Genomic DNA, 23,225 nt, shown 5'->3' on the forward strand with positions numbered 1-23,225 from the left:
GTCGAGACGGGCATCATCAAGCGGCTGCCGCACGGTGAGTTCATCGAGATCCACCAGCCGCTCGGCCCGGTGGACGACCACGGTCACCCGCTGCCGCTGGCCTACCAGGGCGCGTCGGTGCCGAAGAAGATGAACAAGCTCGGTTCGGCCGGTCACCCGGTCACCGGCAGCACGTGGTCGCCGGACCCGGTCGAGGAGACCGTGGCCCTGCAGAACGCGCGCAAGCACATCCACGCCTCCGAGGGCATCAGCTCTCAGGACGAGGCGAGCGAGCTCGCGGGCAGGCCTTCCGACCCGAAGGCCTGAACTCGACAGGAGAGTGCGGGCTCGACCGGCGACGTCGTGATCAGCTGGCGGAGACGTGGAAGTCCAGTGGTGGCGCGGCGAGCAGGAGGTCGCGCAGACTCCCGAAGTCGCCAGGACGCCGACGGAGAACAGCATCGGCGACTCGAAGGTCGGCAGCGCGAAGAACGGCCCCGGCAGGCCAGCGACAACCGGACCGCCGTCGACACCGAGCCGATCCGGCGAGATTCCACGTCGGCTCGTCCCTTGACGTGATCGCCTCCCGGTTCTCCCCGTGCTCATCACGTTCCGGCGATGGACTGTCCAGTGGTCGTGGCGTGGAGTACGAAGAGCCGGGGAGGTGGGCATCGTGGCGACGGAGCTGCGTGTGCTCGGCGACGTCGAGCTTCGGGTTGACGGCCGGTTGGTGGACGTTGGTCATGCGCGACAACGGTGAGTTCTGGCGGTCCTGACGGTGGACGCCAATCGAGTCGTGACGATGGAACAGCTGCTGGACCGGGTGTGGGCTGACGAGCTGCCGCACAAGGCACGGCCAGACATGGGCGGTGCGGACACCCCAGGCCGCTGTTCGCCCTGTTCCAGGTGAGGACCGGCGAGGCCTGGTCGGAGGTCGCACGCCGAGCACGACCTGGAGGAGATGGACGTCGAGGTGCTGCGCGGCAAGGCCTCGGTCCGAGCTGGCAGGATCGGCTCATGCGCGTGCTGCTCCCCTTGCCCGACCAGGACTTCGACGTCACGGAGGTCGCGGTGCTGTGGAAGGTGCTCACCGACGCCGGGCACGAGGTCGTGTTCGCGACCGAACGCGGCGAGGGCGCGCCCGCGGCCGATCCGTTGCTGCTGACCGGTGTCCTGTTCGGCAAGCTGGGCGCCGAGGCCGAGCCGAAGGCCTTCTACCGCGAGATGCTCGACTCCCCCGCCTACCGCGCGCCGGTGGCGTGGGGGGCGGTGGTGCCGGAGGAGTTCGACGGGCTGGTGCTGCCCGGCGGGCACGCCCCCGGCATGCGGCAGTACCTGGGTTCGGCCGAGCTGCGGCAGGTCGTCGCACGGTTCTGGGCGCTGCGACGGCCGGTCGGCGCGATCTGCCACGGCGTGCTGGTGCTCGCGCGGGCCGGGGTGCTGGACGGGCGACGCACCACGTGCCTGCCCAAGTACATGGAGCGGGCGGCGTTCTTCTCGACGGCGTGGCTGCGCGGGCGGTACTACCGGACCTATCCGGCGTACGTGCAGGACGAGGTCGTAGCGTCGGGCGCGGTGTTCGAGCGCGGGCCGGTCGAGCTGAGCAGGCGCGGCACCGCCACCGACGACGGGCCCGCGTTCGTCGTGCGGGACGGCAGCTACGTGTCGGCGCGGTGGCCGGGTGACGCCTACCTGTTCGCTCGGACGTTCGCGGAGCTGCTCGGCTGACGGTCAGCAGTGCTGGAACACGTGGTCCGGGTGATCCGGCCCGACCAGCCTGCGGTCGCGCAACGTCGTCGTCTTCGGGGTCGCGGCGTCCGCGCACACCTCGGCGAACGTGCCGTGCAGGTTGTCGGTGTACTCGACGTCCATCACCTGTGCGCCGTAGACGTCGGTGTACGCCGCGCACTCGGAGAAGGCGTGGCACTCCTCCGTGACGGCGAAGTCGAACCCGACCTCGTCGTGGGCCCGCCTGCTGACCTCCGCGGAGTTCTTCTGACCGATGGGCAGGCCTCGCGCGTGGGCACGTGCGCTGAGCAACGCTGCGTATGCGAGGTTGTGCTCGACGGTGAGCCTGTCGCCTGAGCGCGAGTACGAGTCGAGGTTGTCGATCTCGACGGACCCGAAGCCCCGGTCGGCGCACCGGGTGATCGACTCACCGGTGATCCGCGCCAGTTCGTCCCGGTTGGACGGTGTCGAGGTGTCCACCAGGAACTCGTCCGGCCATTCGGGATCGATCACCGGCTCGCCACCGGAGTCCTCGAGGATCAGGTGCTTGCGCTGCGTGAGCCAGAGCTCTCGGTCCTGCGGCTGGGTCTGGAAGCCGTTGACGTAGCAGACCGTGTGCACGCCCGGCGCGGGTGAGGCCGTGCTGTCCCTGGCCACCAGCGTGACGCCCGCGGGCGGCGGATAGGCCGCGCCCAGCTGGTAGTCGAACACGGCGGGCGAGGGTGGAAGCGTCACCGCGGCCCGGTCCACTGTCTGTCCGCTCGCACATCCGGCGACCAGCACCACGAGCAGCGCAATCACCCGGCCAGGAAGAGCGGTGGTACTCACCGTGTCATTTCATCACACCTCCACACCGCAACAGGTGGTTTACGAATTGGGTTCTCTCTGCCGCGCTCGAACCGGGTACCTCATCTGAGGATCTTCGAGCGAGGAGGGGCAATGCTTGAGAAACCAGGCAAAGTGCGGAGAATCCTGCTAGCGGTCCTGCTCACCGGTCTCGCGGCACCGATGGCCGAGGCGAAGGAGTTCGCTCCGGTAGGGCGCGTCCAGTCGTTCTGGCTGCACCTCAACAGCACGCCGGTGTCCGACGCGACGATCGCCACCGAGGCCAAACGCCGCGCCCACGTCGTGCTCAACGCGTGGGAGGGCGACCTGTTCAAGAAGCTCAAGGCAGCGAACCCGCAGGTCAAGGTCTACGTCTACAAGGACCTCTCCTCGACCCGTTCCTACGCGTGCAAGCAGGGCAAGGATGACGAGCACCTGCCCACCGGACTGGGTTACTGCGCCGTCCGCGACAACCACCCGGAGTGGTTCCTGAAGGGCAGCGACGGCAAGGAACTCGTCTACTCCGGTTACGAAGGCCACGCGCAGATGGACATCGGAAATCCCGAATACCGCAAAGCGTGGGTGAACAGCGTCGTCACGAGCTCCAAATCCACCGGATTCGACGGCGTATTCCTCGACAACGCCCTCTACACGTGCGATGCCCACCATTCCGGTGAGTGCCCGCAGAAGTATCCGGACAACACGACGTTCCAAGAGGCCTACAAAGGCATGCTCGCCGAGGTGCGGAACGGGTTCAGGGCGGCGGGCCTCCTCTCGGTCGGCAACCTGACGAACGCACGGCTGCACGCGGGCGGCTGGGACGCGTACGGCGCGTACCTCGACGGCGGCTTCGACGAGTGGTGGCTGACGTTCTCCAGCGCCCGGCTGCTCGAGGACTACCCGGAGGGCTGGAGCAGGCAGGTCGCCGAGGTCTCCGGCAACGAGGCGAGCGGCAGGATGATCTGGGTCCAGCCGCACTTCGACGTCGGCGACGAGAAGGCCTTCCGATACGCGCTGGCCAGCCTGTTCCTGACCACCGACGGCCGCGCCGCCATCGCCGAGATCGCCCAGATGGACGGGTACGCGGACCCGACGCCGTGGCACGCCGAGTACGACTGGTACCTCGGCCACCCCGCCGGCGCGTACCGGTCCGTCGCGGACAAGGTGTACCGCCGGGACTTCACCTGCGGCGTGGCGCTGGTCAACGCCAACCCGACCAGGACCCCCGCGGTCGAGGTGCCGCTCCAGCGCACCTACCAGGACCACGACGGCAAGCCGGTCAACTCGGTCAGCCTGCCGGGCACCACCGGGATGGTGCTGCGGGCGAAGTGCTGACCTCTCAGGCGAGGGTGACCGCGGCGAGCAGCAGCCGCAGCTCGGCCTCGGCCGCGCCGGGGGTCTCGGTGTCCACGAACACCGACCGGGCCAGCGCGGTGCCGATCAGCACGAGCGTCAGCACGTCGACCTGCGCACTGCCGACGGCCGGGTTCCCGCGGCGGGTGGCGCGGTCGAGGAGGGTGCCGAGCTCGCCGCGGACCGCGAGGTAGACGTCGTCGCGCAGGATCTGCCGCAGTTCCGGGTCGTGCGCGGCCTGGCCCATGAGCGAGAGCAGCGCGGGACCGGTGGCGGTCTCGAGGATCTTCCGCTTGCGCGCCAGGAGCTCCCGGAGGTCACCCTCGATGCTGCCGGTGTCGATCCCGGACAGCTCGGCCCGCGTGATGTGCCGGGCGACGGCGCCGGCGAGTGCCTGCTTCGAGGGCCAGCGGCGGTAGAGGGACGCGGTGGAGGCTCCCGCGCGCTTCGCGACGGCGGTGGTGGTGAACGACGCCCACCCCGACTCGTTCAGGACCTCGATCGCCGCGTTGATCAGGGCCGCGTCCACCCGTGGGTCTTTGGGGCGCCCCTGTGCCGCGTCGGCCTTCGTCATCGGGCCCAGCATACGGACAGCGGGTCCGGCGTCCGCACGGAACTCATTTGACGGAGTGAGCACTCACTCCGCACTATGGGGGCATGACACCAGCATCGGAAACCCGGCGCAGAGCGCCCGGCATGAGCGCCGAGGACCGGCGCGCCATGATCGTGCACGCCGTGCTCCCGCTCCTGATCGAGCACGGCGCGAACGTCACGAGCAGCCAGATCGCCCGCGCCGCCGGCATCGGCGAGGGCACCATCTTCCGCGCGTTCAAGGACAAGGACGAGCTGTTCGACGCCTGCACGGCCGAGGCGCTGCGGCCCGACCACGTGCTCGACGCGATCGCCGAGATCCCCGTCGACCAGCCTCTGGAGGACCGGCTCGTCGAGGCCGCCGAGGCGCTCGGCGCCCACCTCGAACGGATGGGCGCGCTGATGGGCGCCCTGCACGCCTCCGGCCGGATCAAGCACCGCGGCCACGAGCAGCGCGGCGAGGGCAAGGGCGGCACCTGGAAGGGCGGGCGCCGTGAGTCGATGGCCGCCATCCGGGAGGCGATGGTCGACCTGTTCGCACCGGAGAAGGACCGGCTGCGACTGCCCCCGGAGCAGCTCGCCGCCCTCTTCCTGACGCTGCTGTTCGGCGGCCGCCGGCTCGCGTCGGACGTCGACGCGCCCAGCACGCGTCAGATGGTCGACCTCTTCCTGCACGGCGCCGTGGAGGCTGAGTGATCCCGGGTGGTGGGGGCGGCCTGGAGTTCGCACTCGGCCGGCGCGGCAGGCGGCGGCGCGCGACGACGGTGCCGGACAGCGGGCTCACCGGGCCCGTCGACATTCCCGAGGCGACGCAGGACGACGAGCCGAAGGACCTGCGCTCGCGGCTCAAGCGCGCGAAGACGTCCGTGGTGGGCACCGTGCGCGGGCTGCCCAAGGTCGCGCGGCTGACGTGGCAGGCCAGCCCCGTTCTGACGATCGTGCTCGCGCTGATCACGCTCCTGTCGGGGCTCCTCCCGACGGTGACCGCGTACATCGCGAAGCTGCTGCTGGACTCCGTCGTCGCGGCCATCCAGCACACCGGCACCACGGGTGACATCGCCAGGGTCGCGGTGTTCCAGTTCGCTGTGCTCGCCGCGACCGCGATCAGCAGCGCGCTGACGTCGATCGCGCAGTCGCTGCTGCAGGAGCGCATGACGCTGACCATCCGCCACCGCGTGATGGCGCACGCCAGCGACCTGCACCTCGCCTACTTCGAGGGCTCGACCTCCTACGACATGCTGCGGCAGGCCGCCCAGGAAGCGCCGACCCGCCCGTTGTCGATGATGAACTCCGCGCTGGGACTGCTGCGGACGCTGATCACGTTCGGCAGCATGACCGCGTTGCTCGTCTCGATCAGCCCGCTGCTCGCGCTGGTCGCTCTGGTGGCGCCGATTCCCGCGTTCATCTCGCAGTCGAAGTACGGCTCGCGCGCGTTCTGGCTGACCTTCGTGATGTCGCCGATCAAGCGCCGGATGGACTACCTGTCCTCTTTGGTCACGACGGACACCTACGCCAAGGAGACGAAGCTGTTCGGGCTCGGCCCGTACTTCGTCGACCGGTTCCGCCGGCTCGGTGCCGTCTCGTACGAGCGGCAGCGGAAGCTGACGGTCAACCGCAACGTCAGCTCGACGTCCTGGGGGCTGCTGAGCACGTTCGCGGGCTCGGCGATCACGTTGTACATCGCCCTGGAAGCGGTCGGCGGCCGTCTGACGCTGGGAGACCTGGCGCTGTACACGGCCGCGGCGGCGTCCGTGCAGTCGTCGGTGTCCGGTCTGTTCACCGCGCTCGCGGGGATGTACGAGAACAACCTCTACCTCGACACGCTGTACCGGTTCCTGGACACGAAGCCGGAGATCACGGCACCGGCGTCGCCACGACCGATGCCGTCCACCGTGGAGGGTCACATCCGGTTCGACGGCGTGACCTTCAGCTATCCGGGCGCCCAGGAGCCCGCGCTGGACGACGTCAGCTTCGAGATCCGGCCCGGCGAGACGGTGGCGGTGGTGGGCCGCAACGGCGCGGGCAAGTCGACGTTGTTCAAGCTGCTCTGCCGCCTCTACGACCCGACCGGCGGCCGCATCCTGCTCGACGGCGTCGACATCCGCGAGTACGACCCCGTCGAGCTGCGCACGCGGATCAGCGCGATGTTCCAGGACTACGTGACGTACCAGGGCACCGCCGCCGAGAACATCGGCCTCGGCGACCTGACGCGGCTCGAGGACCGGGCGCACGTCGAGGACTCGGCACGCCGCGCCGGAGCGGACGAGCGCATCGAACGGCTCCCCCAGGGCTACGACAGCCCGCTCGGCCGCTGGTTCGACCAGGGCGTCAGCCTGTCCGGCGGCGAGTGGCAGAAGATCGCACTGGCCAGGGCGTTCCAGCGGGAGGCACCGATCCTGGTGCTCGACGAACCGACGTCCGCGCTCGACGCGAGGGCCGAGCACGACCTGTTCTCGCGGCTGCGCGAGCTGTCGGAGGGCCGCACGACGCTGTACATCTCGCACCGGTTCTCCACGGTGCGGCAGGCGGAGCGGATCCTGTTGCTGGAGCACGGGAAGGTCGCCGAGTACGGCACGCACGAGGAGCTGATGAGCGCGAAGGCCGGGTACGCCGAGCTGTTCACGTTGCAGGCGCAGGCGTACCTGGACGAGGTGCCCGGATGAGCGACCGCGATGGGTTCCGGCCCGGTCCGCGGTCTGCCCTCCCGCACCCCTTCCACGCGCGAACCAGGAGGCACCCGTGAAGCTGTTGCTCACGTCAGGTGGCGTCACGAACCCGAGCATCCACTCGGCCCTCGAAGGGCTTCTCGGCAAGCCGGTCTCCGAGTCCCACGCCCTCTGCGTGCCGACGGCCCTGTGGGGTCACTCGATGACCGGTCCGGCGTCGGTGCGGGGACTCGTCGCGGGAGAGTCCCGGTGGCGGCACTTCACCGGCCTGGGCTGGGCGTCGCTCGGCGTCCTCGAGCTCACCGCACTGCCCACCATCGGCGCGGAGCGGTGGACGACCTGGGTCCAGGACGCCGACGTGATCCTGGCCGACGGCGGCGACGCCACGTACCTGAGCCACTGGATGCGGGAGTCCGGGCTCGCCGACCTGCTCCCCTCCCTGCCCGACAAGGTCTGGGTGGGGGTGAGCGCCGGGAGCATGGTGATGACGCCCAGGATCGGGACGGACTTCGTCGAGTGGACGTCCGCGCCGGACGACCGCACCCTGGGGGTCGTCGACTTCTCGATCTTCCCGCACCTCGACCTGTTCCCCACGAACACCCAGGCCGACGCGGAGCGGTGGGCCGCCGAGATCGACGGCCCCGCCTACGCCATCGACGAGCAGACGGCCGTCAAGGTCGTCGACGGGGTCGTCGAGGTGATCTCAGAGGGACGCTGGACGAAGTTCGGGTGACGGCCGGCCGAGCCCGTCGAGGAGCGCGAAGTCCTCGCCGGACAGCTCGACGTCCACCGCGCCCACGTTCTCCTCGAGGTGGTGCGGCGAGGACGTGCCCGGGATGGGGAGCATCACCTCCGACCGGCGCAGCAGCCACGCCAGCGCGACCTGCGCCGGAGTGATGCCGAGCCGCCGGGCCACCTCGGCGACCGGCCCGGCGCCGCCCCGCACGCTGGGCGCGATCGGCAGCCAGGGCAGGAACGCGATGCCGTGCCGCTCGCAGTGCTCCAGCACGTCCTCCGAGCGCCGGTCGTCGAGGTTGTAGCGGTTCTGCACGCTCACGATCGGCGTGATCCGGCCCGCCTCGACGATCTGCTCGACGGAGACCTCGGACAGCCCGACGTGCCGGACCTTGCCCTCGTCCTGCAGCCGTCGCAGCGCGCCGATCTGGTCCGCCAGCGGGACCGCGGGGTCGACCCGGTGCAGCTGGAACAGGTCGAGCCGCTCGACCCGCAGCCGCCGCAGGCTCAGCTCGGCCTGCTGACGCAGGTACTCCGGGCGGCCGAGCGGGATCCAGTCGTCGCCGGGGTGGCACTGGCCCGCCTTGGTGGCCACGACGACGCCGTCGGGGTACGGGTGGAGGGCCTCGGCCAGCAGCTCCTCGTTGCGGCCGAGGTCGTAGGAGTCGGCGGTGTCGAGGAAGGTCACGCCGAGCTCGACCGCGCGACGGGCCAGGGCGTGCGCCGCAGCCGGGTCGTGCGCGGGCATCCGCATGGCGCCGAAACCCAGGCGGTGCACGGGCAGGTCGCCGCCGAGGACGAGGTGGGATCGCACGAAGTCTCCTTGCGAGGGTTGTTGGTTCGGCGCCCACCTTGCCGACCTCGCGTTGCTAAGACAATCGAAACATTCTTGGCCTGATTGCGTAGCATCGCTGATGTGTTGAACCTGGAACGCCTGCGGACGCTGCACGCGGTGTCCACGACGGGCTCGGTCCGCGGCGCCGCGGAGGCACTGCACGTGACGACGTCGGCGGTGTCGCAGCAGCTGTCCAGGCTGGAACGCGAGGTAGGTCAGCGCCTGCTGGAACGGCAGGGGCGCGGCATCCGGCTCACCGATGTGGGCGACCTGCTCGCCGAGCACGCGGGCAGGCTGCTGCGGCAGGTCGAGCTGGTCGAGACCGACCTCGCCGACCATCGCGGCGCCGTCGCCGGAACGCTCTCGGTGGCCGCGTTCGCCACGGCCGCCCGCGGCCTCCTGCCGCCGATGCTGCACGCGCTGCGGCACCAGCACCCGAACCTGTCGGCGCGGCTCGTGGAACTGGAACCCACCGAGTCGATCGCCCAGCTACGTCACGCCGACGTCGACCTCGCGGTGGTCCAGGACTGGCCGGAGGAGCCGCTCGCGATACCCGAGGGCATCTCGTGCGCCCCGCTGCTGGAGGACGTTCTCGACGTGGCTCTCCCCGCTCGGCACTCGTTCGCCGACCGGGCCGCGGTCACGCTGGAGGAGCTGCGGGATGAGGACTGGGTGGGCTGGCCCAGCGACGAGATCTGCCACGGCTGGCTGCGGAACACGCTGCGCCGCAGCGGGATCGAGCGTCAGGTCGTGCACACCGCGTCGGAGCACTCCACCCAGCTCGCACTGGTGGCGGCGGGGCTCGGCGCCGCGATCATCCCCCGGCTGGGCCGCGGTCCGGCACAGGAGGGTGTCCGGTTCGTGCCGTTGCTACCGGCACCCCGGCGGCGGGTGTTCGCGTTGTGGCGGGACAGCAGTGCGAACCGTCCTGCCTGCCGGGCGGCGTTGCGCGCGCTGCAGGACGCGGCCCGGGAGTGCGACCTCAGCCAGGTGTAGCCACCGTCGCCGGGCGAGGCGGCGCCACTCCGGCCCACGTCAGTCGGGCACCCGGCTCCGGTGGGTCCCCGGTGTTCTCCGGCGTTGCCACGCGCCCCAGGTCCACCCGGCCACCAGGGCGCACGCGAGGGCGCCGGTCATGTGCCCCAGCACCAACGCGAGAAGGGTCGCGAGGGCGGCGACGACCACGAGGGCCAGGTGGACACGAGGCCTGCCTTCGGGCGGGCGCGGCCAGCGGGCGCCCTTCAGGGCCTCGGCGAACCTCGGGTCCTCGCCGGACAGGGTGCGCTCGATCTCGCACAGCGTCTCGCGTTCGCGGTCACTGAGCACGGCGCACCTCCTGCGCCATGTCGCGCGTCCTTCCGAACGGCACAGCCTTCACCAGGGTCACGACGACCGTGGTGCCGCGGGGAGTCCGGTACGCGCGCTGATCACCGGGGCGCGCGCCCAGGACCGCCGCCCCCAGCGGAGAGTCCGGCGAGTAGACCTCGATCGTGCCGGGTTCCGCGCCGCGGGCGCCGAGCAGGAACGTCTCGTGCTCGCCGGTGTCGTCGAACCGGACGGTGAGCACCATCCCGGGTTCGGCGACGCCGTCGTCCGGCGGGTCCTCGCCGACGATCGCGTTGGTGAGGAGCTCGTTGATCTGACGGATGCGTGTCTCGCGGTCGCGCCGTGCGGCGAAGTCCGGGTCGTCGGTGCCACGTGGTGGTGTGAGCAGGGTCGTGAGTTCGTTGCGCAGTCTGTGGTTCGCCTGCGGCGAGAGCCACACGCGCGGGGTCGTGCTCGTCATCGTGCCTCCAGGAACTAGGTGCCGTCAGGGCGGCTGGGGGAGGTGCCGCCCTGACGGCGGGGGCGTCCGTGCCGGCCGGGTTCGGTCGGCCCACGACTCGCACGGACAGGAAGGGAGTCAGCGGTCGCGGCGCGACAGAGCCTCGAAGTCGTGCGCGTAGCCGGTGGCCACGCGCAGCAGGATGTCGCGCTGGACCCGGAGGAAGTCGTTCTCCTGGCGCAGCCGCGCGAGTTCGGCACGTTCGCCGTCGGTCAGAGGTCCGGTGTCCATCTCGGCCGTCACCTCAGCGGGTCGAACTCGCGCAGGGCGGCGGGCTGTTTGCCGGTGGTGATCTGTTCCGCCAGCAGGCGGCCGGTGACGGGGCCCTGGGCCAGGCCCCACATGCCGTGCCCGCCCGCGACGTACACACCCGGGAGGCGGGTGGCGCCGATGAGCGCGCGGCCGTCCGGGGTGACCGGGCGCGGACCCACCCAGACGTCGGTCCGGTCCTCCCACCGCACCCCGTCCAGCAACGGCCGGACGGAGGCGATGATCGCGTCGACGCGCTTCTCGTCCAGCGGGGCGTCGGGGTCGCGGAACTCCATGGTGCCCGCGACGCGGAGCCCGCCCTGGTAAGGCGTGCAGGCGACCCGCACCCCAGGCAGGTAGAGCGGGCCGTGGACCGGCTCTGGGACAGGCACGGTGAACGAGTACCCGCGTCCGGCGCGCACCGGGGTGCGGACTCCGGCCCGGGCAGCGAGTCGCGGCAGCCACGCGCCGGTGGCCAGCACGGCCACGTCCGCGGAGATGTCGTTGCCGTCCTTGGCTTTCACGACGACTCCGGCGTTGTCCGCGCGGACGTCGGCCACCTCGAAGGTGTGGATCGTGGCACCACGGGCGACCACGGCACGGCCCAGCGCCCGCACGAACTCACCCGGTGCGGCGAACCGCTGTCCGTCCACGCGCACACCGGCCACCAGCGCGGGCGACGCCAGCGGGACCTGCTCGCGCAAGTCCGTTGTGGACAGTCTCACGTGGTCGACCGGTTGCCCCGCCGCCGCGAGCCTTTCCAGCTCTCGCACCAGGCTCTGCGCCTCTGCGGGAGAGGTGAAGGCCGCGGTGATCGGGGCGTCGACGGTGCGTGCTTCGACGCCGTTCGCGGTGAGCACGTCGTAGGCCTCGATGCTCTCCTCGTTGAGCGGGAGGTTCGCCCTGGCCACCCTCGTCCACGACGACCAACGGCAGTGGGTGGCGAACCGCGCGAGGAACGACCAGAGCCCAGGGTCCGCGGTCAGCGGGATGTGCAGCGGCGCGGCCGGGTCGAACAAGGACCGCAGGCCGTAGCGCAGGACCGCCGGTTCGTTCAGCGGGATCGCGAGCCCCGGCGCGATCCACCCGGCGTTGCCCCAGGACGCGCCGGCGGCGACCCCGGTCCGGTCGACCACGGTCACCTCGACCCCGCGCTCCTGCAGGAACCACGCCGTGGACAGTCCGACCACACCCGCCCCGACCACCACCGCGGAGCGCGGACCTCCGTCAAGGCGCTCGACGCCGTCCATCCCGACCTCCTGTCATCGCTCGTACCGATGTCCAGGATGCGGCGGACGCCCAGCCAACCGGTTGTCCGATTCGTACAATCGGCGGTCAGCGGTTGTAGGTTTCCGACACCGTCGCGGCGAGGTCGATCGTCATCGCGACCCTCTTCGCGGCGTCGTCGAGGCCGAGGGTCGTCACCTCGCTCATCTTCCGCAGCCGGTTGCGCACTGTGTTGCCGTGGACGCCCAGCCGCTCCCCCGCCACGGCCAGGTCGCCCTGCGCCTCCAGCCAGGCGCGCAACGTCGCGACGTAGTCGGTGCCGTGGTCCCCGTCGTGCCGGCGCAGGTCGGCGACCGGGCCGCGGCTCGACGCCCGGCCGACCCGTGCCGCGGTGCGCAGGCGCTGCAACAGGATCTCGTCCCACGACTCGTCGTAGGCGGGCGCGTCACCGGCGCGCACCTCGTGCAACGCCAGGCACTCGTCCGCCTCCTGGCGGGCGGCGGGCAGGTCCGCGGGCTCGGCGACGGCGCTGATCCCCGCGGACAGCACCACGTTCCCGGGCAGCGCCGCCCTCAACGCCATCAGCCAGTCGCGTGCCGCGGCGATCCGCTCCCCCGGCAGGACCGTGTAGATGCTGTTGCCCGCCAACGCACTTCGCCCGGGCCGCGACCAGCCGAACCCCGTGGTCGCCTGTTCGAACGCCAGCAGCACGGCCGCATGCCGCTCCTCGCCGACGTGGGCGCGCACGGCCACCACCCTGCCGGGCTCCGGCGGCAACCCGAGCTGGCTGATCACCGTCGCGGCGTCCGCGGTGCCCTCCAGCAGCCGGATCACCCACTCCGACTCCACCTGGCGCTCGAGATCGGCACTGGCCCGCAGCCGCAGCAGGTGCAACGCCACGATCCGGGCGCCGTCGGTCAGCGCCGTGAGCCGGGTGCCCTCCAACGGCGCCGGGCACGCCACCCAGATCGCGCCCAGCAACTCCCGGCCCACCCGGACCGCGACCACCATCCGCCCGGTCAGGCCACGCTCCGGTGCGCCCGGCACGAACAGCGGTTCGTCGGACGCCACCACGTGCGCCCGCACCCCCGCCGCGTCGAACAGCTCCCGCACCCAGACCGGCACCTGCCGGCCCATGATCGTCTCCAGCCGTGCCGCGTCGACCTCCTGCTGCGGGCCCGAGTAGGCCAGCACGCGCGACAGCGGGTCCTCGATGGTCACCGCGCCCCCGGTGGCCGCGGCGAGGCTGTCGGCCAGTGCGAACAGGTCCGTGGGGCCACGTCCCGACTCGGTCTCGCGGCCCTCCAGCACGAGGCCGTAGACGACACCGGCCAGCTGGCTCCACGACAGGGCCGGATCCGCCAGCATCACCGCGACGCCCTGCGCCTCCCCCACCGCGACGGCGTCGGCGAGGAGCGCCTCGCCCCCTCGGACGAGCACGACGACGGCCCGTGCCGCGACCGCCGCCCCGACCGCCTCGGCCACCGACCCGGTGCCGACGGCGAGGTACACGTCGCCCACCTCGGCACGGTCGTCCGCGGCGTCCCGCAGCACGACACCACGCAGCTCCGCCGACCGCGGCACCGGGCAGCAGCACAGGCGGACCCCGTACCCACCCAGCACGTTGACCAGACGGTCCAGCCTCACCATCAGCAAGCTCCCTGCCCCGCGGTTCCCGCCACCGTAACCGTGCGAGACTGCGGCGCCGCGACACACCGAGGAGAGGCTCGCCGATGGTTCCCGATGATCTCGCCGTCTGGCGCCGCCGCCAGGACGCGGGCGAGCCCAACCCGTGGTCGGAAGGCCTGCGCCTGCTCGCCGACGACGAACGGCCGGAGGCGCTCGACACGAGCTACCTGACCGCCGAGGACCTCGCGAACCCCGACGTCGTCGCCAACGTCCGGGCGATCGAGGAGACCGCCGCGCTGATCACGTGGGTCGCCGAGGACGGGGACGAGGGCAGGGCGTTCGGCTACTGGCGCGGCCCCGCCGGACTCCCGCTCACCGAGGCGCCCGTCGTCAGCCTCGACAACGAGGGCCAGTACCAGCTCCTGCGGGGCACCAGCCTCAGCGAGGCGCTGAGCGACGAGTACGGCCAGTGGGACGACGACGGCTATCCGCGCATGGTCGAGCTGTGCCGGGCCCAGGGCGTGCCGATCAGCTCCGACGACCCCGACGAGCTCCCGGAGCCGGCGGTGTCACCGACCCCGGACGAGCACCACGAGGCCCGGTACCGCGCACTGCTCGCGGACGGACCGGCCTGACGACCCGGACGTCACACGAGGGTGTTGTCCACGAAGCACCAGCGCCAGGTCTCCCCCGGCTCGAACGAGCGGATGATCGGGTGCCCCTCGTCGGCGAAGTGCTTCGAGGCGTGCTTGGCGGGCGAGGAGTCGCAGCAGGCGACCTTGCCGCAGCCGAGGCACAGGCGCAGGTGCACCCACCGGCCGCCCGCGGCCAGGCAGTCCTCGCACCCCTCCACCGTGGACGGTGCGGGCTCGGCGCCCAGTTCGGCGACGTGTTCACAAGTAGTTGCCACGGCACGAAGGTACCTCGATTGCTGTCGTCGGCGAGTTCTGGTGTTTGACTGGTCGCATGACGACTGCCGGTCGCGTCTCGCGGCCTTCGATTCTCACGGTGGACGACGACCCCGCCGTGTCGCGGGCGGTGGCGCGGGACCTGCGCCGGAAGTACGGCGAGCAGTACCGGATCGTGCGGGCGGAGTCCGGGCCCCAGGCGCTGGAGGCCCTGCACGAGATCAAGCTGCGCGGCGAGGAGGTCGCGGCGCTGCTCGCCGACCACCGCATGCCGCAGATGAGCGGCATCGAGTTCCTCGAACAGGCCATGGACGTGTTCCCGCAGGCCCGCCGGGTGCTGCTCACGGCGTACGCCGACACCGACGCGGCGATCCAGGCGATCAACGTCGTGGACCTCGACCACTACCTGCTCAAGCCGTGGGACCCGCCGGAGCAGAACCTCTACCCGGTCCTCGACGAGCAACTGCGCGCCTGGGCCGTGAGCGACCGGCAGCCTCCGCAACGGGTGCGCGTCGTCGGGCACCGCTGGTCGCCGCGGTCCTACGAGGTCCGTGACTTCCTGGCGCGCAACAACGTCCCGTTCCGCTGGCACGCGCTCGACGAGCCGGAGGCGCGTTGCCTGCTCACCGCGGCGCACCAGGACGGGACGACCCTGCCCGTCGTGGTCACGGCCCAGGGCAAGGCCCTCGTCGACCCGTCCGACGCGGAGCTCGCCGCCGAGGTCGGCCTGAGCACCACGCCGTCGGCCGAGTTCTACGACCTGATCGTCGTCGGTGGCGGGCCGGCGGGGCTCGGCGCCGCGGTGTACGGCGGGTCGGAGGGCCTGCGGACCGTCCTGGTCGAGCGGATCGCGACGGGCGGGCAGGCCGGGACCAGCAGCCGCATCGAGAACTACCTGGGCTTCCCCGACGGCGTGTCCGGCGGGCAGCTGACCGAACGGGCCCGCAGGCAGGCGGTCAAGTTCGGGGTCGAGCTGCTCACCACCCGTGACGTCGTCGCCCTGGAACGCCGGGGTGCCGCGCGGATCGTGCGGTTCGGCGACGGCACCGAGCTCTCCGCCCACACCGTCATCCTCGCGACCGGCGTGTCGTACCGGCTGCTCGACGCGCCCGGCCTCGGTGAGCTGACCGGGCGGGGCGTGTACTACGGCGCCTCGACCACCGAGGGCCCGAACTGCGCCGGGCAGGACGTCTACCTCGTCGGTGGCGCGAACTCCGCGGGCCAGGCGGCCGTCTACTTCTCCGGGCACGCGCGCAAGGTCGTGATCCTGGTCAGGGGCGACTCGCTGGAGCAGTCGATGTCGCGGTACCTGATCGACCAGCTCGCGGCGATCCCGAACGTCGAGGTGCGCACGCACACCGAGATCAGCGGCGGTTCGGGCGAGGACCACCTGGAGACGCTGACGTTGCTGCACAACAAGACCGGCGAGACGACGACCGTCCCGGCGAGCTGGCTGTTCGCGTTCATCGGGGCCGCTCCGCGCACGGACTGGCTCGACGGCACGCTGGAACGCGACGACCGCGGGTTCCTGCTCGCCGGCCCCGACCTCGGCGGCTCCCCTCCCGGCTGGGACCTGGAGCGGGCGCCGTACCACCTGGAGACGAACCTGCCGGGCGTGTTCGTCGCGGGCGACGTGCGGGCGGAGTCGGTGAAGCGGGTCGCGTCCGCGGTCGGTGAGGGTGCCATGGCGGTCACCCTGGTCCACCGCTACCTGGAGAGGTCCTGATGGAGAGGCTCACCGCGGACGCCCTGCGCGAGCTGTTCCTGTTCGAGAAGCTCGACGACGCCCAGCTGGACTGGCTGGCCGGGCACGGTCACGTCGAGACCCGCGAGGCGGGCACCCCCGTGCTCACCGAGGGCGAGCCCGCGACGTGCTTCTTCGTGCTGCTGGAGGGAACGGTCGCGCTGTGCCGCAACATCGGCGGTCAGCGCGTCGAGGTGAGCCGCAGCGACCTGCGCGGCTCGTACTTCGGCGCCACCCAGGCCTACCTGGAGCTCGACCAGCCGACCTACCAGATGACCGTCGAGTCGATCACCGCCACGGCGATGCTGCAGTTCGACGCCGACGAGTTCGGGCCGATGGTCCGCACGTGGTTCCCGATGGCGATGCACCTGCTGGAGGGCCTGTTCTGGGGCATGCGCAACACCCAGGCGACGGTCGGCCAGCACGAACGGCTCACCGCGCTCGGAGCGTTGTCCGCGGGTCTCACCCACGAGCTCAACAACCCGGCGGCGGCCGCGGTGCGCGCGACGGCGGCGTTGCGCGAGCGGGTCGCGGGGATGCGGCACAAGCTCGCCCTTCTCGCGCAGGGGGCGATCGACCCGGAAGTGCTGCCGTCGCTGGTGAAGCTGCAGGAGAAGGCGGTCGAACGGGTCGCCAAGGCGCCGAAGCTCAGCCCGCTGGAGGCGAGCGACGCCGAGGACGAGGTCGCCGACTGGCTCGACGACCACGGCATCACCGGCGGCTGGGACGTCGCGCCCGTGCTGGTCGCGGCCGGGCTGGACGTGGAGTGGCTCGAGACCTCGCTCGTGCCGTGCCCGGCGGCCGTCACGGGATCCGCCGTGCACTGGCTCAGGTACACGGTCGAGACCGAGATGCTGATGAACGAGATCGAGGACGCGACGACCCGGGTGTCCACTCTGGTCGGTGCCGCCAAGCAGTACTCGCAGATGGACCGCGCGCCGTACCAGGTGGTCGACGTGCACGAGCTGCTCGACTCGACCCTCGTCATGTTCGGCGGCAAGCTCTCGGACGTGCGGGTGGTCAAGGACTACGACCGCGCGCTGCCCACCATCCCCGCGTACGCCGGTGAGCTCAACCAGGTGTGGACGAACATGATCGACAACGCCCTCAGCGCGATGGGCGGCTCGGGCACGCTGACCATGCGGACCTTCGCGCAGGACAGGCAGGTCGTCGTCGAGATCGGCGACACCGGCCCCGGCATCCCGGCGGAGGTGCAGGGCCGGATCTTCGAACCGTTCTTCACCACCAAGCCGGTCGGCGAGGGCACCGGGCTCGGGCTGGAGATCTCGTGGCGGATCGTGGTCAACAAGCACCACGGCGCCATCCGGGTGGAGTCGCGGCCGGGCGACACGCGGTTCCAGGTCGTGCTTCCGCTGGAGGCGCCGACTCCGTGACGAGCGGGCGGTGTCGGTCGTTCGACCCACTGTGCGTGGCTCCGGCCGCCGCTATCTTGCGGCCGAAGCCCACAACACAGTAGGAGCACCATGACGACCACCCGGCGCGTTCTCACCGGTCTGGCCACCGCGGGTCTGTTCATCTCGGTCCTCGGCGCGGGTCCCGCCACCGCCGCGACCAAGGGCAAGATCTACATCTCCAACAACTGCGGCAAGGCCGTCAAGACCGAGATCTACCGCGGCGGCTACATGATCGCGGGCACCTCGGCCGCCCCGGCGGGCAGCTACTTCGGCTACCCGGTCAACCCCGGCGCGTACCAGGTCCGCGTTCCCGCGGGGAACAAGAACGTGACGATCCTCGACCTCGGTGGCAAGGCGCACACGGTCGTCGTCAGGGCCTGCTGACGTCCATCGGTGGTTGGAAGCCCCCGATCTCCTGTTCCAGGAGCTCGGCCAGCCGCAAGGGCGTGCGGTCCTCGAACATCGGGCCGACGATCTGCACGCCCACCGGCAACCCCTCGGGAGACCGGCCTGCCGGCACCGCCGTCGCCGGCAGACCGGGCATCGTCGCCACCCCGGCCCAGACCAGCTGGTCGAAGTACGGGTGCGCCACGCCGTCGATGTCGATCCGGCGCGCCAGCGGGTCGGGGTCGTGGTCGTGCGGGAACGCCGGAGTGGGCGTGATCGGGCAGACCACGGCGTCGAACTCCTCGAAGAACCGCCGCCACCCGTGCCGGTGCGCCTCTCGCCGGTCGCACACCTCGATCCACTCGCGGTGACTGAACACCATGGCGCGCAACCGTGTCGCGTTGAGGCTCTGGTCGTCCGGGCTCAGTCCGGACGCGTAGACCTTCAGCAGTTCATACGTGTCTACGGGAAAACGCGCGACGGTGCCCGAGAACAGCAGCTGCGTGTAGAGCGTCGCGGCCTCGGCCAGATCGGGCAGCAGCGGACTGTGCCGTTCGACGCGGGCGCCGGTCGCGGCGAGCGCGTCGGCCACCCGGTTCACTCCCGCGCGCACGGCGGACCCGGTCGGCAGGAACGGGTGCTCGTCGAGGACCAGGACCCGGAAGTCGCCCGGCCGCTGGTGCCGGGCGGGTGGCAGGGCCAGGTGGTACGCCTTGCCGTGCGTCAGCGGGTCCGGCCCGGCCATGACGTCGAGCAGGAGCGTGAGGTCACGGGCGGTGCGCGCCATCGGACCGGCGACGGCGAGGTCGAGGTCGATCGGCAACGGCGGTCCCGGCGGCGGGGCCATGCCGCGGGTGGGCACCAGTCCTACCGTCGGCTTGTGCGCGTAGACGCCGCAGAAGTGCGCGGGGGTGCGCAGCGACCCGGCGAGGTCGGAGCCGATCGACAACGCGCCGAAGCCGGACGCCAGTGCCGCCGCCGAGCCACCGGAGGACCCTCCTGACGTGCGCTCGTGGTCCCACGGGTTGTTGGTGGTGCCGTGGATCTCGTTGAAGGTCTGGATGTCCTGCAGCCCCAGCGGCACGTTCGTCTTGCCCAGCACCACCGCGCCCGCCGCCTTGAGCCGCGACACCTGCACCGCGTCCTCGGCCGGCAGGTGGTCCCGGTGTTGTGGCATGCCCCAGGTCGTGGGAAGCCCGGCCACGTCGTAGGACTCCTTGACCGTCACCGGGAGGCCGAGCAGCGGCCGGTCCTCGCCACGGGCACGTGCCTCGTCCGCGGCGCGTGCGGCGGCCCGCGCCCGGTCGAAGTCCCGCACGCAGATCGCGTTGATCTCCACGTCCTCCCGTTCGACCAGGGCGATCGCCTCGTCGGTCAGCTCCACCGACGTCACTTCGCCGGCACGCAAGGTGGCCAGGAGTTCTTCTGCCGCCGGGAAGTTCCGCTCCATGTTCCCGACCGTATCGGCGCCTCGGCGGAGCCACGAAATGTTGTTTCGCGCAATGGAATTCGACATCTCGGGAACCGGGGCGCCACTTCGTCCGACCAGTTGGACGTCGGCACCGCTCCTGATGCCGGCGGGCGGGAAGGGGGAAGGGGGCGGACGTGATGAACAGGCCGCCCCCTTCGTACCGAGGGCCGACGGTGTCCGTGACCGTCCGAACGCGCTGAGTCATGCGCGGAGAACGCGGGAACCAGGCCGGGTTCGCGGACGACTACTGCTCCAACCCCGCAACCCGTCCCCCCGCAGAGGTGTCCCCGATGTCCGCTCCCCCTCTCGAGCTCGAACGACCAGGCGAGACCACCCGGACCAGCCAGATCTCCGTCGTGCCTTTGTTGCGCAGACTGCACTTCTACGCCGGTGTGCTCATCGGGCCGTTCCTGGTCGTGGCCGCCGTGACCGGCATGCTCTACGCGTTCGCGCCCCAGATCGACAACGTGCTGTACGGCGACAAGCTGTGGGTCGAGCCCGCGGGCACGGCCCGGCCCGTCTCCGACCAGGTCGCGGCCGCGCAGATGTCCCTGCCCGATGGCACCGTGACGACGGTCCAGCTCTTCGACGACCCGGAGGCCTCGACGCGGGTCGTGTTCGCCGTGGCCGGCCTGCCCGAGGAGTACAGCAAGACCGTCTACGTCAACCCGTACTCCGCGCAGGTGCTCGGGGAGCTGACCACGTGGGCGGGCGCGACGCCGGCCGTCACGTGGCTCGACCAGCTGCACCGCGACCTCAACCTCGGCCCGGTCGGCAACCTCTACTCGGAGCTCGCGGCCAGCTGGCTGTGGGTGCTCTCGGTGGTGGGGCTCGTGCTCTGGATCGCCCGCCGGCGCACCGCCCAACGGCGCGTGCGCGCGTTGCTCGTGCCGGAGAAGGGCGCGAAGGGCGTGCGCAAGACCCGGTCGTGGCACGCGAGCCTCGGCGTGTGGGCGCTCGTCGGCGCGTTGTTCCTGTCCGCCACCGGTTTGACGTGGTCCAACTACGCCGGCGAGAACTTCAGCGCCGTGCTCGTCGCCCTGAACGCCAAGGCGCCCGCGCTCGACACAGCGCTGCCCGGCTCGACGCCCGCCGCGACCGCACCCGGTGGGCACTCGGAGCACAACGGCGGCACGGCCGGCACCGAACCGGTGGACCCCAAGACGTTCGACCGGGTGCTCGCCGCCGGACGCGGGGCGGGTCTCGACGGACCGGTGGACCTCTCCCCCGCCGCCGCCGGCACCGCCTGGTCCGTGGCGCAGAGCGACCAGGTCTGGCCGATCCGCCAGGACAAGGCCGCCGTCGACCCGGCCACCGGCACCGTCACGGCGCGTGCGGACTTCGCCGACCGGCCACTCCTCGCGAAACTGTCCACTTTGGGCATTCTGGCGCACATGGGGCTGCTCTTCGGTCTTGCCAACCAGGTCGCGCTTCTCCTGCTGGCCGCGACGATCCTGACGCTCATCTTCCTCGGCTACCGCATGTGGTGGCAGCGCCGTCCCACCCGTGCCGGCCGCTCGGCGCCGTTCGGCACGGCTCCCCGGCGCGGAGGATGGCAGCAGCTCCCGCTGTGGTTCGTCGTCCCCGCACCGCTCGTGCTGATCGCGATCGGCATCGCGATGCCGTTGCTGGGCATCAGCCTCGTGGCGTTCCTGGTGCTCGACGGGATCATCGGCAGCGTGCGTTCGCGCAAGTCTGCTGTGTCACAAAGTCAGCGATAGTCCGCTTTTCCGGGAACCAGAGGGGAGTTTCGTCCGACCGCCTCCACATGAGGGTGGACAGGACCGTCGTGGTCGCGGCGGTCATCTCGGTGTTGTGCGTCGTGGTCGTCGTGGTCTGGGCGTCAGGAGACGTGTACGCCGCTCTGGGTGACAGCGATCCGGGCAGAGTCACGCCGCTGGCGTTCGGCGTCGTGCGCACACTGGCGAACGCCGCCGCCACGATCACGCTGGGAGCACTCGCTTTCGGCGTGTTCGTGGTGCCCGCACCACCGAAGCGCACCCGGTTGACCGCCCACGCCTACGCCGCCGTGCGGACGGCTTCGACGGCGGCCGTGGTGTGGTTCTGCGCGTCCACGGCGGCGGTGGTCCTGTCGGCGGCGGACGCGTCCGGGCAGCCGGTCTCGGTCGCGCTGGAACACCTGGGCGGACTCGTCGCCGCCACCGAGGAACCGAAGGCGTGGATCTGCTCCGCCGTGGCCGCCGCGGTCGTCGCCGCGGGCACGCGGTCGACCCTGACGTGGACGACCGCCGTGCTGTGGCTGCTTCCCGCCCTGATCGGTGTGCTGGCACCGGTGATCGCCGGTCACGTGGCGAACGGCGCGTGGCACGACGTCGCCACCAACGCGATGGTCTGGCACGTTCCCGCCGCCGCGGTCTGGATCGGGTCGCTCGTCGCCCTGCGCGCCTGTCTCCGCCGGCCTGGGGCCGACGACGTCGTGGTCAGGCGCTACCACCGGCTCACGACGTGGTGCCTGGTCGTGCTCGTCCTCAGCGGATCGGTGGCGGGAGCGGTGCTGACCGGGCCTGCCGGACTGCACGGCGGGTTCGCGGTTCTGTTGCTGCTCAAGCTCTTCGTGTGCGGGGTCGCCGTCCTGCTGCGCGCTCGCTGGGGCACGCGACGGCCGCTCGGTGTGGAGCTGGTGGCCGTGGGGCTGGCGCTCGGCGCGTCGGCGGGGCTCACCCACCTCGTGCCGCCGGCGTGGTCCGCGAGCAGGCCGTCGCCGCAGGAGACCGTGCTCGGCTACGAACTGCCGGACCCGCCGTCGGTGACGGAGCTCCTGCTGGGCTGGCGGCTCGATCTCCTGCTGGGACTGGGAGCAGTCCTGCTGGCGGTGGCCTACGTCGTGGCGGTCCGCGCGCTGCACCGGCGAGGTGACGGGTGGCCGGCCGGCCGGACCGCCGCGTGGCTGCTGGGCTGTGCCGTGGTGCTCGTGGCGACGTCGTCCGGGGTCGGCAGGTACGCGGCGGGCATGTTCAGCACGCACATGGTGGCCCACATGGCACTCACCATGCTGGCACCGGTGCTTCTGGTCCTCGGCGGGCCAGCCACGCTGGCGTTGCGGGTGCTGCCCCCAGGGCCGAGGCAGTGGATCACGGCGCTGCTGCACTGCCGCGCCACGCGGCTGCTGACGCATCCCGCGGTGGCCGCGACGACGTTCGTCGGGTCGTTCTACGTGCTGTACTTCTCGGACCTCTTCGGCGCCGCGATGCGCTTCCACTGGGCGCACCAGCTGATGAACATCCACTTCCTGGTCAGCGGCTACGTGTTCTTCTGGCTCGTCATCGGGGTCGACCGCGCGTCCCGCCCGTTGCCGCACCTCGCCCGGCTCGGCCTGCTGTTCTCGGTCATGCCGTTCCACGCGTTCTTCGGCGTGATCCTGATGAACGAGCAGACCGTGATCGCCGAGTACTTCTACCGCACCCTCGGCCTCACCTGGATGCCCGACCTCCTCGCCGACCAGCGTCTCGGCGGCGGCATCGCCTGGGCCACCGGGGAGATCCCGATGCTCGTCGTCGTGCTCGCGCTGCTGCGGCAGTGGGCGGTGGCCGACCGCCGCGAGGCCGTGCGGTTCGACCGCGCCACCGACAGCGGGCACGACGACCGGCTGGCCGCCTACAACGCGATGCTCGTGGAACTCTCCGGAAGGAAGAACTGA

General features: G+C 71.3%; 22 protein-coding genes and 1 pseudogene. 13 read left to right on the plus strand and 10 right to left on the minus strand.

All coding sequences use genetic code 11. The features are described from left to right. Together ACWF7A_RS42500 and ACWF7A_RS42505 are read left to right on the plus strand one after the other, a co-directional pair. Positions 1-306, plus strand: a pseudogene (locus ACWF7A_RS42500) (cytochrome b); the annotation flags it as partial. Positions 307-996: 690 nt separating this feature from the next. Beyond that, a complete protein-coding gene (locus tag ACWF7A_RS42505) occupies positions 997-1,707 on the plus strand; it encodes a type 1 glutamine amidotransferase domain-containing protein (RefSeq protein WP_452256138.1) in 711 nt (236 codons plus the stop codon). 3 nt (positions 1,708-1,710) lie between these two features. Here ACWF7A_RS42505 and ACWF7A_RS42510 read toward each other — a convergent pair whose 3' ends face one another. After that, complete coding sequence (locus ACWF7A_RS42510; protein WP_452256139.1) at positions 1,711-2,508, minus strand: endo alpha-1,4 polygalactosaminidase; 798 nt, start codon at positions 2,506-2,508, stop codon at positions 1,711-1,713. 138 nt (positions 2,509-2,646) lie between these two features. Here ACWF7A_RS42510 and ACWF7A_RS42515 point away from each other — a divergent pair, with 138 nt between their 5' ends. Further along, positions 2,647-3,867 (plus strand): putative glycoside hydrolase, encoded by a 1,221-nt coding sequence (locus ACWF7A_RS42515; RefSeq protein ID WP_452256140.1) that lies wholly within the window; start codon positions 2,647-2,649, stop codon positions 3,865-3,867. A gap of 4 nt (positions 3,868-3,871) precedes the next feature. Here the strand turns inward: ACWF7A_RS42515 and ACWF7A_RS42520 are convergent, their stop codons facing one another. Next, on the minus strand, positions 3,872-4,459 hold the full coding sequence (locus tag ACWF7A_RS42520) for a TetR/AcrR family transcriptional regulator (protein WP_452256141.1): 588 nt from the start codon (positions 4,457-4,459) through the stop codon (positions 3,872-3,874). A gap of 122 nt (positions 4,460-4,581) precedes the next feature. Between ACWF7A_RS42520 and ACWF7A_RS42525 the strand changes: the two genes are divergently transcribed. From ACWF7A_RS42525 to ACWF7A_RS42535, 3 genes are all read left to right on the plus strand, one after another. Further along, positions 4,582-5,172 carry a TetR/AcrR family transcriptional regulator gene (locus ACWF7A_RS42525; RefSeq protein ID WP_452256194.1) on the plus strand — a complete coding sequence of 197 codons (591 nt, stop codon included), beginning with the start codon at positions 4,582-4,584 and terminating at the stop codon, positions 5,170-5,172. 20 nt (positions 5,173-5,192) lie between these two features. Further along, entirely contained in the window at positions 5,193-7,139 is a 1,947-nt protein-coding gene (locus ACWF7A_RS42530; RefSeq protein WP_452256195.1) for an ABC transporter ATP-binding protein, read from the plus strand. 76 nt (positions 7,140-7,215) lie between these two features. Then, the gene (locus ACWF7A_RS42535) at positions 7,216-7,875 is read left to right on the plus strand and encodes a Type 1 glutamine amidotransferase-like domain-containing protein (protein WP_452256142.1); all 660 of its coding nucleotides are present in this window, start codon (positions 7,216-7,218) and stop codon (positions 7,873-7,875) included. Here the strand turns inward: ACWF7A_RS42535 and ACWF7A_RS42540 are convergent. Continuing rightward, complete coding sequence (locus ACWF7A_RS42540) at positions 7,846-8,691, minus strand: aldo/keto reductase (RefSeq protein ID WP_452256143.1); 846 nt, start codon at positions 8,689-8,691, stop codon at positions 7,846-7,848. The two genes, ACWF7A_RS42535 and ACWF7A_RS42540, sit on opposite strands and share 30 nt — an antisense overlap. A 102-nt stretch (positions 8,692-8,793) precedes the next feature. Here ACWF7A_RS42540 and ACWF7A_RS42545 point away from each other — a divergent pair, with 102 nt between their 5' ends. Further along, positions 8,794-9,708 (plus strand): LysR substrate-binding domain-containing protein, encoded by a 915-nt coding sequence (locus ACWF7A_RS42545; RefSeq protein WP_452256144.1) that lies wholly within the window; start codon positions 8,794-8,796, stop codon positions 9,706-9,708. Between the two features lie 39 nt (positions 9,709-9,747). Here the strand turns inward: ACWF7A_RS42545 and ACWF7A_RS42550 are convergent, their stop codons facing one another. From ACWF7A_RS42550 to ACWF7A_RS42570, 5 genes are all read right to left on the minus strand, one after another. Next, positions 9,748-10,038, minus strand: a complete 291-nt coding sequence (locus ACWF7A_RS42550) for a DUF3040 domain-containing protein (RefSeq protein WP_452256145.1) — start codon at positions 10,036-10,038, stop codon at positions 9,748-9,750. Continuing rightward, complete coding sequence (locus tag ACWF7A_RS42555) at positions 10,028-10,498, minus strand: GreA/GreB family elongation factor (RefSeq protein WP_452256146.1); 471 nt, start codon at positions 10,496-10,498, stop codon at positions 10,028-10,030. Before ACWF7A_RS42555 ends, ACWF7A_RS42550 begins: the two co-directional genes overlap by 11 nt. A 117-nt stretch (positions 10,499-10,615) precedes the next feature. Beyond that, positions 10,616-10,768 carry a hypothetical protein gene (locus ACWF7A_RS42560; protein WP_452256147.1) on the minus strand — a complete coding sequence of 51 codons (153 nt, stop codon included), beginning with the start codon at positions 10,766-10,768 and terminating at the stop codon, positions 10,616-10,618. A gap of 8 nt (positions 10,769-10,776) precedes the next feature. Continuing rightward, a complete protein-coding gene (locus tag ACWF7A_RS42565; RefSeq protein WP_452256148.1) occupies positions 10,777-12,036 on the minus strand; it encodes an NAD(P)/FAD-dependent oxidoreductase in 1,260 nt (419 codons plus the stop codon). Between the two features lie 85 nt (positions 12,037-12,121). Beyond that, on the minus strand, positions 12,122-13,663 hold the full coding sequence (locus ACWF7A_RS42570; protein ID WP_452256149.1) for a PucR family transcriptional regulator: 1,542 nt from the start codon (positions 13,661-13,663) through the stop codon (positions 12,122-12,124). 83 nt (positions 13,664-13,746) lie between these two features. On the opposite strand from ACWF7A_RS42570, the gene ACWF7A_RS42575 reads away from it, so the two are divergent. Further along, positions 13,747-14,277 carry a hypothetical protein gene (locus tag ACWF7A_RS42575; protein ID WP_452256150.1) on the plus strand — a complete coding sequence of 177 codons (531 nt, stop codon included), beginning with the start codon at positions 13,747-13,749 and terminating at the stop codon, positions 14,275-14,277. An 11-nt stretch (positions 14,278-14,288) separates the two neighbouring features. Here the strand turns inward: ACWF7A_RS42575 and ACWF7A_RS42580 are convergent, their stop codons facing one another. Continuing rightward, a complete protein-coding gene (locus ACWF7A_RS42580) occupies positions 14,289-14,552 on the minus strand; it encodes a UBP-type zinc finger domain-containing protein (RefSeq protein ID WP_452256151.1) in 264 nt (87 codons plus the stop codon). Between the two features lie 56 nt (positions 14,553-14,608). Here ACWF7A_RS42580 and ACWF7A_RS42585 point away from each other — a divergent pair, with 56 nt between their 5' ends. From ACWF7A_RS42585 to ACWF7A_RS42595, 3 genes are all read left to right on the plus strand, one after another. Continuing rightward, positions 14,609-16,276 (plus strand): FAD-dependent oxidoreductase, encoded by a 1,668-nt coding sequence (locus ACWF7A_RS42585; protein ID WP_452256152.1) that lies wholly within the window; start codon positions 14,609-14,611, stop codon positions 16,274-16,276. Beyond that, entirely contained in the window at positions 16,276-17,688 is a 1,413-nt protein-coding gene (locus ACWF7A_RS42590) for an ATP-binding protein (protein WP_452256153.1), read from the plus strand. The genes ACWF7A_RS42585 and ACWF7A_RS42590 overlap by 1 nt, the downstream gene beginning before the upstream one ends. Positions 17,689-17,778: 90 nt before the next feature. Continuing rightward, positions 17,779-18,093 carry a hypothetical protein gene (locus tag ACWF7A_RS42595; RefSeq protein ID WP_452256154.1) on the plus strand — a complete coding sequence of 105 codons (315 nt, stop codon included), beginning with the start codon at positions 17,779-17,781 and terminating at the stop codon, positions 18,091-18,093. Here the strand turns inward: ACWF7A_RS42595 and ACWF7A_RS42600 are convergent. After that, positions 18,080-19,546: an amidase gene (locus ACWF7A_RS42600; RefSeq protein WP_452256155.1), complete on the minus strand. Its 1,467-nt coding sequence runs from the start codon at positions 19,544-19,546 to the stop codon at positions 18,080-18,082. The two genes, ACWF7A_RS42595 and ACWF7A_RS42600, sit on opposite strands and share 14 nt — an antisense overlap. Before the next feature lie 311 nt (positions 19,547-19,857). Between ACWF7A_RS42600 and ACWF7A_RS42605 the strand changes: the two genes are divergently transcribed. Both ACWF7A_RS42605 and ACWF7A_RS42610 read left to right on the plus strand, forming a co-directional pair. Beyond that, positions 19,858-21,288 (plus strand): PepSY-associated TM helix domain-containing protein, encoded by a 1,431-nt coding sequence (locus tag ACWF7A_RS42605; protein ID WP_452256156.1) that lies wholly within the window; start codon positions 19,858-19,860, stop codon positions 21,286-21,288. Between the two features lie 47 nt (positions 21,289-21,335). Next, a complete protein-coding gene (locus tag ACWF7A_RS42610) occupies positions 21,336-23,225 on the plus strand; it encodes a cytochrome c oxidase assembly protein (RefSeq protein ID WP_452256157.1) in 1,890 nt (629 codons plus the stop codon).

It is taken from the genome of Lentzea sp. NPDC055074, from assembly GCF_053608005.1.